The sequence below is a fragment of the Paenibacillus naphthalenovorans genome (genome assembly GCF_001465255.1).
Taxonomy (GTDB): Bacteria; Bacillota; Bacilli; order Paenibacillales; family NBRC-103111; genus Paenibacillus_G; species Paenibacillus_G naphthalenovorans.
This window is the reverse complement of sequence record NZ_CP013652.1, coordinates 1,174,997-1,189,171: the sequence shown is the minus strand read 5'-3', so window position 1 is coordinate 1,189,171 and position 14,175 is coordinate 1,174,997. Positions and strand designations below refer to the sequence as shown.

Annotated in this window: 10 protein-coding genes and 1 pseudogene; 3 read left to right on the top strand and 8 right to left on the bottom strand. The window is 53.3% G+C overall.

What is annotated here, in order from left to right; all coding sequences use genetic code 11:
- Positions 1-130 precede the first annotated feature (130 nt).
- A complete protein-coding gene (locus IJ22_RS05705; protein ID WP_062407862.1) occupies positions 131-2,920 on the bottom strand; it encodes a calcium-translocating P-type ATPase, SERCA-type in 2,790 nt (929 codons plus the stop codon).
- Between the two features lie 150 nt (positions 2,921-3,070).
- Here IJ22_RS05705 and IJ22_RS05700 point away from each other — a divergent pair, with 150 nt between their 5' ends.
- Together IJ22_RS05700 and IJ22_RS25640 are read left to right on the top strand one after the other, a co-directional pair.
- Positions 3,071-4,852, top strand: a complete 1,782-nt coding sequence (locus IJ22_RS05700) for an Rqc2 family fibronectin-binding protein (protein WP_062407860.1) — start codon at positions 3,071-3,073, stop codon at positions 4,850-4,852.
- Positions 4,853-5,426: 574 nt separating this feature from the next.
- A pseudogene (locus tag IJ22_RS25640) lies at positions 5,427-5,603 on the top strand (helix-turn-helix domain-containing protein); the annotation flags it as partial.
- A gap of 74 nt (positions 5,604-5,677) precedes the next feature.
- Here the strand turns inward: IJ22_RS25640 and IJ22_RS05695 are convergent.
- The 3 genes from IJ22_RS05695 to IJ22_RS05685 all read right to left on the bottom strand — a co-directional run bounded on the left by IJ22_RS05695 (position 5,678) and on the right by IJ22_RS05685 (position 8,060).
- Positions 5,678-6,526, bottom strand: a complete 849-nt coding sequence (locus IJ22_RS05695; protein WP_082660695.1) for a PHP domain-containing protein — start codon at positions 6,524-6,526, stop codon at positions 5,678-5,680.
- 106 nt (positions 6,527-6,632) lie between these two features.
- Positions 6,633-7,544: a selenium metabolism-associated LysR family transcriptional regulator gene (locus IJ22_RS05690; protein WP_062407856.1), complete on the bottom strand. Its 912-nt coding sequence runs from the start codon at positions 7,542-7,544 to the stop codon at positions 6,633-6,635.
- Positions 7,545-7,793: 249 nt separating this feature from the next.
- Positions 7,794-8,060: a YlbG family protein gene (locus IJ22_RS05685; RefSeq protein ID WP_062407854.1), complete on the bottom strand. Its 267-nt coding sequence runs from the start codon at positions 8,058-8,060 to the stop codon at positions 7,794-7,796.
- Positions 8,061-8,136: 76 nt separating this feature from the next.
- Between IJ22_RS05685 and IJ22_RS05680 the strand changes: the two genes are divergently transcribed.
- Positions 8,137-9,156 (top strand): asparaginase, encoded by a 1,020-nt coding sequence (locus IJ22_RS05680; protein WP_062407852.1) that lies wholly within the window; start codon positions 8,137-8,139, stop codon positions 9,154-9,156.
- 39 nt (positions 9,157-9,195) lie between these two features.
- On the opposite strand, the gene IJ22_RS05675 is transcribed toward IJ22_RS05680, so the two are convergent.
- The 4 genes from IJ22_RS05675 to IJ22_RS05660 form a co-directional block, all read right to left on the bottom strand.
- A complete protein-coding gene (locus IJ22_RS05675) occupies positions 9,196-9,642 on the bottom strand; it encodes a YlbF/YmcA family competence regulator (RefSeq protein WP_054818054.1) in 447 nt (148 codons plus the stop codon).
- 79 nt (positions 9,643-9,721) lie between these two features.
- The gene (locus IJ22_RS05670) at positions 9,722-11,755 is read right to left on the bottom strand and encodes a helicase-associated domain-containing protein (protein ID WP_062407849.1); all 2,034 of its coding nucleotides are present in this window, start codon (positions 11,753-11,755) and stop codon (positions 9,722-9,724) included.
- A complete protein-coding gene (locus IJ22_RS05665; RefSeq protein WP_062407847.1) occupies positions 11,752-13,446 on the bottom strand; it encodes a DNA repair helicase XPB in 1,695 nt (564 codons plus the stop codon). The genes IJ22_RS05670 and IJ22_RS05665 overlap by 4 nt, the downstream gene beginning before the upstream one ends.
- Positions 13,447-13,666: 220 nt before the next feature.
- Complete coding sequence (locus IJ22_RS05660; protein ID WP_054818063.1) at positions 13,667-14,143, bottom strand: CBS domain-containing protein; 477 nt, start codon at positions 14,141-14,143, stop codon at positions 13,667-13,669.
- Positions 14,144-14,175 lie beyond the last annotated feature (32 nt).

The following is a 14,175-nucleotide window of genomic DNA, read 5'->3' as shown; positions in this document are numbered from 1 at the left end:
CATTTTCCTCATACTATATCGCAATTTCGCCGGAATGCATACCCGCTGACGAAAAATTTTATACCAATCCGTTTAAAAAAGCAAACAAAAGAACTCCGCTTTCAAGATGCCGGAGTCCTTATCGTTTCTATTATCTTGCGGCAGGTCCGATCGGTTTCGGGCCGCCGCCGTATGTCATGCGCTTGCGCTTGGAGGAACCGCTCAGCACGCTGCCAATGCCCATGAGGAAGCTTGGAATACCAGCAAATACGAGGACGAGCAGCCAATCGAGCCCCCCGAGCGGGACGGTCTTGAAAATCGGCTGAAGCTGCTCCACGTACAGTACGGGCAGCATCAGCAGCAGCGAAGAAACGACCGCCAGTACAAGCCAAACGTTTTGCAGCGGATTGCGGTGAAAGATCGAGCGCGAGCTCCGGCAGTCGAACACATGAATAAGCTGCGCCATAACGAGCGTAACGAACGCAACCGTCTGTGCTTTGACCAGCGCATTCGGGCTGTCTCCTCCCTGCTTCAAGGTGATGTAGAAAGCCGCCAGCGTACACAATCCGATCAGGATTCCGCGGCTGACAATCTTCCATCCCAGACGCCGCGCAAAAATGTTCTCCTTGGCCGAACGCGGCTTCTGCTGCATAAGATCCTTCTCCGCCTGATCGACGCCGAGCGCCATCGCCGGCAGGCCGTCGGTCACCAGATTGACCCATAAAATCTGGATCGGCACCAGCGGCAGCGGCAGCCCGCACATCATGGCCAGGAACATCGTCATAATTTCTCCGACATTGGAAGCAAGCAAGTACCGGATAAATTTGCGGATATTCTCATAAATGCCCCGCCCTTCTTCAATAGCGGATACGATGGTGGCGAAATTATCGTCGCTGAGCACTAGCGCAGACGCTTCTTTAGATACATCCGTACCGCTGATGCCCATCGCAATGCCGATATCCGCCGCCTTGATGGCCGGCGCGTCGTTCACACCGTCTCCGGTCATCGCTACCGTATGGCCCCGGCGCTGAAGCGACTTGACGATCCTCAGCTTGTGCTCCGGAGAAACGCGGGCGTACACATACACGTCATCCACCCGTTTGTCCAGCTCGTCGTCGGTCATCACCGAAAGCTGGCGGCCATTCATGGCCAGCCCGTCCTGCGGAAGAATGCCGAGCTGCAAGGCAATCGCCTCCGCCGTGGTTTGGTGGTCGCCCGTAATCATGACGGTCTTGATCCCCGCACGACGGCATTTGACGATCGCTTCCCTGACCTCGCGCCTCGGCGGGTCGATCATGCCTGTCAAGCCTACAAACACAAGCTGGTATTCCAGCTGCGTTTCCTGAAGGTCCCGATCCGCCGGCTTCAGATCCCGATAAGCGAGTCCCAGCACGCGCAGCGCGTTTTTGGCCATGTCCTCATTGGCGGAGAGTACCTTCTGCTTTAATGTGGGAGTAAACGGGATGATTTTATCATCCCACAATATATAAGAGCACTGCTGCACCAGCACATCGGGCGCCCCCTTCGTACATACCATCCGCCCTCCCTGGTGCTCCACGACAACAGACATCCGTTTTCTCTCTGAATCGAAAGGCAACTCGTTGACCCGGCGGTACAGCCCATCCAGAGAACGCTGCGTAATGCCCGCTTTCGCCCCCAGGACAACAAGCGCCCCCTCTGTCGGGTCTCCCTTGATACGCCAAGCGCGGGACGGTTCGGCATCCGCTTTTTTCTTCTTGTTGTCACTTGTTTCTTCATGCAGAGAAGCATTGTTGCAAAGCACGGATATCTGAAGCAATCGGCGGAGCATTTGATTTTTTTTAATGTCCGCCTGCTCTCCGTTCCTCAGAATATCCCCGCGAGGGTCGTAGCCGTCCCCGGTGACCTCCAGCCAGTGGCCTCCTACCCATAAGTGGGTGACCGCCATTTTGTTCTGGGTTAACGTTCCCGTTTTATCGGAGCAAATCACCGATGCGCAGCCCAGCGTTTCGACCGACGGCAGCTTGCGGACGATCGCTTTGCGCTGAATCATCCGCTGTACGCCGAGAGCCAGAGCGATCGTTACGATGGCCGGCAGGCCTTCTGGAATCGCTGCAACCGCCAGGCTGACGCCGGCCAAAAACATGCCGTACGGTTCCTGCCCGTGCAGGATGCCCGCTGCGACGACCATCACCGTCAATGCCAGAGCGACGATGATCAGAATTTTACCGAGCTGCTCCAGACGATGCTGCAGCGGCGTCTCCATCGCATCCGTGTTTTGAATGAGATCCGCGATCTTGCCCATTTCCGTGGCCATGCCGGTACGAATTACGACCCCTTTAGCCGAGCCCCTCGTCAGCAGGGTTCCCATAAATCCCAGATTGCGCTGATCTCCGAGAGTTACGCCTTCTCCGTGAATCGCCCCGATATGCTTGGCTACCGGAACGGACTCCCCCGTGAGCGCCGACTCTTCCGCATACGTGCTGTATACCTCGATAAAACGGATATCGGCCGGAATGCGGTCGCCGCTTTCCAGCACGACAATATCGCCCGGAACCAGCTCGCGGGCCGGAAGCTGCTCCAGCTTTCCGTCTCTGATCACCTTGGCATTGGGTGCGGAAAGCTCCTTTAGCGCGCGCAAGGAACGCTCTGCACGAAACTCCTGCACGAAGCCAAGAATTCCGTTCATAATGATGATGGCGATAATCGTGATGGCATCCAAATATTCACCGAGCAAGCCGGATATTAATGTAGCTCCAACGAGTACCAGAACCATGAAATCTTTAAACTGGTTCAAAAAAAGCGTGAGCGCCGATATGCCTTGTCCATCCGCCAGCTCATTTTTGCCGTAAACGGCAAGCCGCTTGTCCGCTTCTTCCGCAGCCAGCCCTTTTGAGGGCTCCGTCCCCGACGACTGCAGCGTTTCCTCGGCCGTCATTTGATACCAATGTTTCTGACTCATCTGCTCTTTCCCTCCCAAAAGGTCGTCTAGGCTAAATGTATTCAGACAAGCCACAAAATATCACGTTTTCCTTCGAAGAGAAAATATGGCATGATAAAGGGTAGCACTCAAAAACAGACTCATCCTCGCACGATTGGAGTTGTTCTTAACATGTCATTAGACGGTCTCGTCGTTCACGGCCTCTCCCGCGAGCTGCAAAGCTGCGTCATGGGCCGAATCAATAAAATACAAATGCCTTCCAATAACGATATTATTGTGCAGATCCGCGCGGCGGGCCGCACCGTGAAGCTGCTTCTGTCGGCCAACCCGACTTACCCGCGTGTCCATCTCACGGAACAAAGCTTTATGAATCCGCTGGAAGCGCCCATGTTTTGCATGCTCCTGCGCAAGCACTGTGAAGGAGGCATCATCGAAGCGATCGAACAGCCCGGGCTTGAACGGATTCTTCACTTCCGCATCCGCCAGCGCGATGAACTGGGCGACCTGAGCGTCAAAACGCTCATTGTGGAAATCATGGGCCGCCACAGCAACATCATCTTGATGGACCCGGCCACCGGCGTGATTTTGGACGGGATTCATCACGTTACGCCGGCGATCAGCAGCTACCGCGTAGTCATGCCCGGCAGCAGCTATATTGCGCCCCCGGAACAGCACAAGACGTTGCCGTTCGACTTGAACAAAGACCGGTTTATTGCACTGATGGCGGAAAGCGCCGAGGGTGTCCCGCCTGAGGAGGCGGCCTCACGCCGCTTCTGGGAGCAGACGCTGGTGCAGCGCCTAAGCGGTTTTAGCCCGCTGGGCGCCCGCGAGCTCGTTTATCGAGCTTTGGGAGACGGTCCTGCCGTTATGTCCCCTGCCGATATGGCGGAGAAATTGTGGGAGCCCCTGCGCTTGCTGACGGATCAGGTCCGCAGCGGAGTGCTCGATCCGGTGATTGTGGAGCAGGAGCAAACCGGGAAAACCTTTTTTTCCGTCACCGCTCTCACCCACATTCCCGGAGAGGTTCGCCGTTACGAGACGGTCAGCGCTTGTCTGGAAGCTTATTATGGGGACAAGGCCGAACGGGATGCCGTCAAGCAAAAGGCGTCCGACCTGCTCAGGCTCCTTTCCAATGAACGGAGCAAAAACGTCAAGAAGCTGGAAAAGCTCGAGGAGACGCTGAAGGAAGCGCGCGAGGCCGATAAGTTTCGCATTCTCGGGGAGCTGCTTACGGCATCGATGCACCTGGTCACCAAAGGCGAGCGGCAAATCGAGGTCATCAATTATTATGATGAGGAGCAGCGCCCAATTACGATCGAGCTTGATCCTTTACTGACCGCCTCGGAAAACGCGCAGCGCTACTTCAAAAAATATACGAAAAGCAAAAACAGCCTGATCGCCGTAGAGGAGCAGATGGCGCAAGCGCACGAGGAAATCGGTTATTTGGACAATCTGATACAGCAGCTGTCGAGCGCAGGACTTGCAGATATCGAGGAGATTCGCGAGGAGCTGGAGGAACAAGGATACCTTCGCAGCCGCGGCAAGAAGGGACGCAAAAAAAAGCCGAATCAAAAGCCGCTTCTTTCTTGCTATACTTCCAGCGAAGGCGTACCTATTTATGTCGGCAAAAATAACACCCAGAACGAATACTTGACCAACCGTCTCGCCCATTCGGGGGATACGTGGCTGCACACCAAAGACATTCCAGGGTCCCACGTCGTCATCCGCAGCTCCGAATACGGCGAAGCCACTTTGCATGAAGCCGCCCGGCTGGCCGCTTATTACAGCCAGGCCAGGGAATCGAGTCAAGTGCCTGTCGATTACACGCTGATCAGGCATGTACGCAAACCCAACGGCGCCAAACCCGGGTTCGTCATTTACGAGCATCAAAAAACGCTGTTCGTTACGCCCGACGCCGAAGCCATCAAACAGATGCCGGTTACGGTAAAGTAAAAAGGGGCTGTCCCATAAGTCAACCTGATGGATGAACTGTACCCTGTCAAATAGACAGTACTAAAATAAAAATCAGTTAAGCGGCCTTCGTCCTGAATTCCTTCGGACTGAGGCCGTTTAATTTGGCTTGTAACCATTCGTTAGTAAAAGAAGATGTACGCATCAATGTCCCTTTGCAGCTCATTAAAGTTACTGTACGTGTTCAAATAATACATCTCACATTGGCAGGAGTAAGGGTATGGGAATCATTTCCATGGTCATCGTCGGCAGATCTCTGTTACGCTGATGTTCAGCATAACAGAGACAATCCGCCACCGAAGGCGGTTCTACACCAATTCACGCCTGCGTTTCATTTTCCTCGCCGTTTCTTGAGCGCCGCCAACGGACAGCAGGATGAAGCTGACTGGCAGAAATGCAAATGCCGCAAGATGGCGGCATGCGTACGCCGGTGCAAACGGCTGTTATAGAGGATGCAACTTGGGGTTGCTGGGCAGCTGCAACCAAAGCTATCTTTACTTTTCACATGGGGTTTAACAATAATGGATGTATATGATGCAGAAAGGTGACTGCCGAAATGATTTTTGCGGAGAAGTTAAAAAACGAGAGAAAGAAAAAAGGCTGGTCTCAAGAAGAATTGGCGGAAAAACTTTTTGTAAGTCGACAGTCGGTTTCCAAATGGGAAAATGGTCAAAATTATCCGAGCATTGAAATCATTATTAAAGTGAGCGATCTCTTTGGCGTAACCATTGATTCTCAAGACAATATTTTGAAACTAAGTTCCGGGCTTCGGCCAGCGACCAAACCGGGGTCATCATTTGCGGATCTTCATGGCCGCAATCCTTTCCGCTCGAACAACCGGTCCACCACATCCGCGTCGATTCGGCGAGCCCCGATGGGCGCATGAAACACAACGCCGCCCCGTTCGCCATGATAATCGGACCCCGCTGTAATGAGCAAATCATGCTCTTGCGCCAATGCCGCATAATGTTCTTCCTGTTCCGGCGAATGATCCGAATGGTAGGCCTCCAAGCCGATCATTCCGGCCTGCGCAAGCTGCGGGATCAAATCATCCTGTCCGTATAGCCCCGGATGGGCAAGCACCGCGGCGCCTCCCGCTTCCATAATCCAGCGAACGGCCTCAAACGGCGTAATCCGCGGCGGATTGACATAGGCCGCCGCCCCTTTGGCCAAATAACGGTTGAAAGCGTCGGCCATGGAATCTGCCGCTCCGAGACGTACGAGGGCATCCGCGATATGCGGCCTTCCGATCGTATCTCCCTCTTTTTTCGAAGCCTGTACCGACTTTAGAACGTCTTCCATCGTAATGGAGATGCCAAGCTCCTGCAACCGGGCGACCATCATTTCATTGCGCCGGTCCCGAACCTGTCTCAGGTCTGCCAACCTGGACAAGAATAGCGAATCCTTTTCATCGATCCAATACCCGAGCACATGAATGTCCTGCCCGTTATGCACCGTACTGATTTCCACTCCGGGGATAACGGCTATGCCATACTTCAATCCGGCCTCCTGAGCCTCGGCCAGCCCTCCCACCGTATCATGATCCGTTACGGCTACGGCGCTTAAGCCTGCTTCCGAGGCCAACCTGACGTTGTCGGACGGAGAGCCGGTGCCGTCGGATGCCAACGTATGAGTATGCAAATCGGCGTAAGACATCATGAATACCTCCCCTTAACATGCCTATTTTATCTGTTTCGTTGTCACAGATTTCCGTTGGGCCGTACCCGGCTTGCTTTTGGATCCGTCCGGTCTGTCCGGTCTGTTATAACCATTGGCTCAGATCCCGCTCTCTCAAGAACGTCAAGAACGTCACCGCAGAAATGGGAAGCAGTGTGGAGCTCAAATAGATCGCATAGAAACTCCGCGTAAAGCGAATGCCTTCGACATCCTTTACTTTCAGCACTCCAAGAGCCGCCTCGTGCCTTACCGAGGATTGGGACAGGATGGAAATCCCGAGGCCCGCTTCCACCGCCGATTTGACCGCTCCCGTACTGCCAAGCTCCATCACGATTTTGAGCATGGATACGTCGCATCCCGCCTTTGCCAGTTCCTCTTCCATCACCCTTCGCGTACCCGAGCCCTGCTCCCGGAGCACAAAGGGATACTTCAGCATCTCTTCCAACGGAATACGCTCCCGTTCCGCCAAAGGATGATTCTGCGGGACAATCAGCTTCAGCTCGTCGCTGAGCACCGCTTCCGTATGCACATCGGGATGCTTCACTTCGGCCTCCACTAAACCGAAGGTTAACTGATGGTTCAGGACTTCTTCAAGAATCAGCTTCGTGTTGTTGACTTTCATACTAACCGATATATTCGGATATTCGGCGCTAAACGGCCCGAGCAGTCTGGGCAAAATATATTCCCCTACCGTCAAGCTTGCTCCCAAATGAAGTCTGCCTTCCAGCATATGCGTGAACTTGGACATACTGATGTCCGTTTCCTTCATCAGCTCAATGCTTCGCAAAGCAAACGGCAGCAGCGTGCGTCCCGCCTCCGTCAACTCGACCCGCTTGGTCGAACGGATGAACAGCTTCGTTCCAAAATAATCTTCGAGCGACTGCACCTGCATCGTAACAGCCGGTTGAGTCATATGAAGCGCCTGCGCGGCATGAGAAAAACTGCCCTTCTCCGCAACCGTATAAAAAATATGAAGCTGGTGAAAATTTAGCGCCATTATATCGAATCCTCCGCCTACTTGGTACCCATCATATGAGAAGCTTATAATCGAAGATCAAAAGAACGTCTGACGAGTCTTAAAAGAAAACATCTTGGGCAATCAGAAAGGTGAACCTCCAGTTCAAATCGATCCTTCAGCCTATTATAACAAAAAACAAAAGGGCTGTTTGGAAAAAACAAAAAAATACGCCGGGCAGAGCTCCGCTCCGGGCGTATGATATAACATATGCAGACGCAAGTTCCGCCGTTATAACGTGTAGAATCTTGTTTTATCAGGAATATTATTATTATACTCGGTTTTGATTTCATTGCGGTACGACCGCTCGACTTTTTTGACGAAGGGCAGCTTTTGCAGCTGCTTTACCGTTTCGTCCAAACGGCTGGAATATACGTACATGGCGGCATAATGCAGCTTTTTGGAGAGGTAATGCACATTGCCGTATTTCTCCAAATGTTTGCTAGCCGCTTTTAAATCGCTAAACCAAACGATGATTCCGCTGCGCTCAGGAAACATAGCTCATAACCTTCTTTCTTAAACCCATACTGGTGGTACGGATCTTTAATCTAATGATGAAAGGATGAAAGCAATAATGCAATCCTTTGACCAAGACAACCTCTGTGAGGTAACCCGCGGCAATCTGACGGAAAGCATGCATCGCGGTCATATTGCCGTGGTGGACAACAAAGGCAAGCTGATCGCTTGCGCCGGCAACCCCCGGCATTACGGATATATGCGTTCAACCGCCAAGCTGCTTCAGGCCATTCCGCTGCTGGAAGCCCGGGGCGACGAACAATTCGGGCTGACCGAAGCCGAAACGGCTTTGTGCTGCTCTTCCCACGGCGGGGAACCGGAACACACCGCGGCGGTGCAATCGATTCTGCATAAGCTCGGACTAACTGAAAGCGCTCTAGCATGCGGCCGGCAGGAACCGCTATATAAGCCCTCGGCCGACGAGCTGAAACAAAAGGCGCTGCAGCCGTCGCAGCTCCACAACACTTGCTCCGGCAAGCATGCCGGCATGCTGGTCCTGGCAAAGGCAATGAATGTATCTATAAAACAGTATACCCGTTTGGAGCATCCTGTCCAACAAAAAATGCTGCACATCATCTCATTCATGTGCGGCGTATCAACAGAGAATATCGGTGTCGGCACCGATGGCTGCGGCGTGCCCGTATTTGCAGTGCCGCTGTCTGCACTCGCCTATGCATACGCCCGTCTGGGCGCCCCTGACGAGCTTGCAGCCCAGCGCGCCGCGGCGTGCCGTAAGATCATCCATGTCATCGGCCGACATCCTTACTATGTAGCAGGCACCAACCGGTTCGACACCCGGCTTGCCGAAGTAACGCAAGGCCGCGTCATCGGCAAAATGGGTGCCGAAGGGGTGTATGCCCTGGCTGTCCCGGATCGCGGGATCGGTCTGGCTGTCAAGATTGAGGACGGCGCCGAACGCGCCCTCTATCCGACAGCAGCCGAGGCTTTAATGCAGCTTGGAGCCCTGACCCGGGAGGAAGCCGGACGGCTTGCCGAATTTCATTACCCCAAGGTCATGAACCGGCGAGGCGAGACCGTAGGCTCTATCCGTCCGTCATTTCAGCTTCGGCAGCCTTAAGATGGCATTAACGACCGTCATAAGGCTTCTTCCGCCGCCTTAACCGCACTTGCCGCTGCAGCTGCCGCCTGAAGAGCAGCCGCCGCTTGCGGCCAGCGGGTCATTGGAAGGAACCTTGATCGTGTCGGAAACGGAGTGCGCTACCAACTGCGATATTTCATAAAGCAGTTGATCCAGCCGGTTCTCCGCTTCCTTAAAACGGCGTACCGGCTCCAAAGCATCCAGCTGAGCTTGAACCTTCTTGACTTGCTCCAGCGCTTCATGATAGTTCGGATGGTAATGCCCGAAACGTTCGCATTCGGCGAATCGCTCTTTTTGTTTGGCAAATTCCTTGGTCAGCCTGCCGACTTCCTCGTCCTCCTCTACACGCCGCTTCCAATATAAATAATCCGCAGTTTCCGCGGAAAGCTTGATCATGTCAGCCAATTCATAGGCTCCGAGAAGGATTGCAGACATATCGATCGTCTGGGATTCCATGACTGCCATATGCAGCACCGCCTTTCTATAGGTTGGACCATGGTGGCCTACCTATTTATCATATCATATCCGGCAGCGGTGTGCCGATCTAATATTTATCATTGATTCCTGGCAAAATCAGCTTCATTTCGTCCCATTCGCCGGCATGCCAACGAACCTCCAATGCTTGAGGGAGCCTGTCCTTCCGCTGTTCTACCCCCGTCATCCACCAGGTTCCCCGGGTATCCTGTACTTTTCGCGGAGCGACCCGGTAATCGGTGCCGTTCATTCGGACTTGCAGCAGCGTCTTCATCTCGATCGCCTTTTCCACGATTTCTTTTCGGGTAGAAACGTGATAGGTCCGATAATCCTTCAGCCACATCGGGGGAATGTCCTTTAAGTCGGGATACAAATCGGCCGGCTCGGGCAGCTGCGACTCCAGCTGCAAATAATGAGCTGAATTTCTGGAGTAAATCAGCCCCCTATCCATCGACAGCTGGAACTCGGCATCTGCTTCGTCTTCCTGCAGATTTACATCCGCCAGCTTCGGGTAAGACCTTCCGCGGCCGGAACCGTTCTTACCGTTGAGCAAAAGCGGCATCCCCGGCATATACCCCGCTTTTTCCAGCACTGCCGCAAAAGGCTGCAGGTCGTCCAAAGCAATAATATAATCCTTGGTTCCGACGGCTTCTTGAATATAGGGCGCCGCACCAGGCAGCTTGGCTACGGTTAACGCCGTCTCTTCATCATCACAGCGGAGCAACAGCGTGTTAACGAAAGTCAACTTGCCGAAGGGCCTCGCCCATCCTTCTATCGCCGGGAGGAGATGATCGGGAACTCCGTAAAGCGCATGAGCTTCCAGAAACTCCGCCATCTCTTCAGCCGTCCTTCCGTTCTCCAAAGCACGCCGAATACTGGCTTTGGACAATTTATAAACGCTGACCTGATCGTGCGCAACCGGATCGGCTATACAGCACAATTCCCAGCAAACCTCATCCGTCACGTCCGGCGGCACAATGATCTCGAAGTCCGGCTGCACCATAAACCGCCCAGGTTCCTCAGACTCCTGCGGAGTACGGCTTGCTTGAAATAGCCTAACACACCAACGATAATGTACCCTTCCGCCCAGAGCCTCCGTGCCTTTTTCAAGCCAGCCCATGGCAGCCAACGGGTCCAGCCACTTCTGCTGCAGCCGGCCAAGCCGCTCTTCCAGCCCTGATTCAGCCGGTACAGGCATCAGGCCTTGCCTTTCAAGCCCGGTCAAAAGCCCAAGCGGAGAAAACCAATGCCCGTGATCGCTCCTTTCAAGAAGTGAAACCGCATGCTGCAGCCAGGCTTCCGCCGGAAGGGTCAGCCGCTTCCATATGCTGTACAACACGAGATGTTGTTCGTTAACAGACCGGTTCAGCCAGGTTTTGAGCGCTTTGGATTGAAGCTTCAGCGTTTCTCCGTCCGGCACGATCAACTGAAGCCGCAAAAGCATATCGAGCATGATCGCTGCTTTCATCGGATACGCATCAGCATACGCATATTTTATCGTCGTCCCCTGCAACAGCGTTTCGTTCAGAGGAATAAGCTCAAGCCATTTTTGCAGTTGTTTTTTGTGCAGGATTCCGTTTTGGGTCAGCTTCAGTTCCTGCTGCGCCGCGAAGACAAGCGCCTGAAAAAGCCCCCTGCGAATATCGGTCTTGACGGCTTCAATCGGTTCGATACCGGAAAGAGCAGTGCCATCCGGCGGAACAACGGCAAGCTCAGGAAACATAATTTGCTGCCACAGACCGAAGCTGTCTTCCGGAAGCAGGTAAACCAGTTCACCCCACGTTTTTCGAAAAGCGAAAATAAAACCTTTGCGCAGCAGACCGGCCAAGCCCGCTTTCATCTCGGCTCCGGACAACAAGCCCCTCGCCGATTTCTCCAGCCGAGCCGCGTCAAAAAGCTCGGAGCCGATGTCCCGTACAATCCCTTCAAGCACCGTCCGTTCGTCCGGGCCCATCTGATTAAAGATCGTTTCCAGCACAACCGAATCGGCCCAAATGTCCTCCAGACCGTATCCTTGCCCAAGCCAGGGAGCGTATACCGTCTCTGCTTGTATCCGGCTTCGCAGCTCCCAGGGCATTCGGGCGCAAATTTCCGAATAATTCATTTCAGGACCGCCTCCTCCTGCCTATCCGCCCGATCGATCACATAGTTGTAGCCCTGCTCGATGAGAAATAACTGCCGGTTCATGGCAAACTCCTGCTCCTTCGTGTTCTCACTGACGAGCGTATAAAAGTAAGCTTTATTATCCCCTGATTTAGGCCGCAAAATGCGTCCGAGCCGCTGAGCCTCCTCTTGGCGGGAACCAAAGCTCCCCGATACCTGGATAGCTATGGAGGCGTCCGGCAAATCTACGGCAAAGTTGGCTACTTTGGAAACGATCAGCACCTTCAGTTCGCCGTTCCGGAAGGCGTTATACAGCTTTTCCCGCTTGTCGTGAGCCACTTCTCCGCTGATCAAGGGAACCCCCGTTCGCCTGGTCAGTTCCTGAAGCTGCTCCAGATACTGGCCAATGATCAAGATTTGCTCGCCTTCATGCTTACGCAGCAATTCCTCTACCACTGCCTGCTTAGCCGAATTGACGCTTGCGCATTTCATTTTCTGCCTTGCCCCCTCCGTACGATACACGTCCATTTCTGCCGGAGGCATGGGCACCCGCACCTCGATGCATTCCACCGAGGCGATCCACCCCTTCGTTTCAAGATCCTTCCAGGGCATCTCGTACCTTTTGGGGCCGACCAGGGAAAAAACATCTTCTTCCCGGCCGTCTTCGCGGATTAACGTAGCTGTCAAGCCCAAGCGGCGGGTCGCTTGAATATCCGCAGTCACCCGAAATACCGGCGCAGGCAGCAAGTGAACTTCATCATACACGATAAGTCCCCAGTCCCGTTTGTTAAACAAGTCCATATGGACAAAAAGATCATCCTTCGATTTGCGGTAGGTCAAAATTTGATACGTTGCGATGGTAATGGGTTTGACCTCTTTATGCTGCCCGGTATATTCTCCCACCATCTCTTCAGTAACATCGGTTTTCTCCAAAATCTCCCTTTTCCATTGACGTACGGATGTACTGTTCGAAGTCAATATGAGGGTAGCGCAGTTTAGCCGTCCCATAGCGGCGATGCCGATGACAGTTTTCCCCGCCCCGCAAGGCAGTACCAAAACACCGCTTCCTCCCTGCGCGCTGCCCTCACGGTAGAATGACTCCACGGCAGATTGCTGATAATCCCGGAGTTCAAAGGTTCGCCCTCCGTTCATTTTCGTCCTGAGCCGGATTGGCAGCCGCTCTCCTTGGCTGTATCCCGCCAAATCCTCAACCGGAAAACCCATTTTGACCAGTTCCTGCTTGAGATGTCCCCGGTAAAGCGATGAAAAACGCAAGGTCCGCGAATCCAGCTGACAGAGGCCATAGGATTGAAGCGATTTATAGGAAACCATCTCTTTAATGACATCGACATCGTCGGATATTAAAAGCAGGTCTTCTCCAAGACGTTCCATTCGAACCAGGCCGTAACGCTGCACAAAACGGCGAATATCCTGCTTTACGGATGCAGGAATACCGAATTTGGACCACAGCTCCAAAAATGTTATGATTTCCTCCGCCGTCATTCCCGCTGCCGCCGCATTCCAAAGCGACAGCGAGGACATTCGATATGTATGCAGGTTTTCGGGAGATTTGACAAGATCGGCAAATCTTGCCAGGCCCTTTCGCACATCATCGAATGCGGGATGCCGGGATTCCAGCAAAATGCTGAAATCGCTCTGTACGACGAGCGGCCGATCTTTATGAAATTGCATACCGATCCCTCCAAACTTTTACAGATACTGTTATTATGTTGGATTGGCGGCGGATTTAAACATGTAAATTATAAGCGAAGAAAGACGCCCGAAAAGATATGGCGGAGGAAGGACGGCAAAAAACGGAGATGAAAAGCGGAGGCTTCCGCTTCATCTCCGTACACCTGTGTAAATAAAAAATCGTTCTTCCGATAAAAAAGTTCGGAAGAACGATAAGAGCTTAATGCAAGGCGTGCTGGTTCTGTTCGGAAATTTGGCTCAACGCCTCGCCTGCTTCGTTCTCATAAATGCTGCGGACTGCGAGGTCGCCGATGGATACGATCCCGACCAGGTTCCCATTCTCGACAACAGGCAGACGGCGAATCTGTTCATCAGCCATGATTTTTGCCGCTTCATCCACTGTCGTTTCCGGAGTTACGGATACGACTTTGTCGCTCATCACTTCTTTAATAGCGGCAGATCCTTCCCTTTTCTCAGCCAAACCGCGAATAACGATGTCCCGGTCGGTCAGAACGCCGATTAGCTTCTTGCCGTCAACGACAGGAATAAAGCCCGTATCTTCCTGCTTCATCTTCACCGCAGCTTCATACACGTTATCCTGTAACGTGACTGTAGCGCAGTCTGTAGTCATGATCTCGCGAAGTGTTCTCGAACTCAAGGGAAATCCCTCCTGAAAGGAACTGGCAGCCTGAAGCATCGCCCTGCCCGGCGTACCCAAGCTGCTGCAGA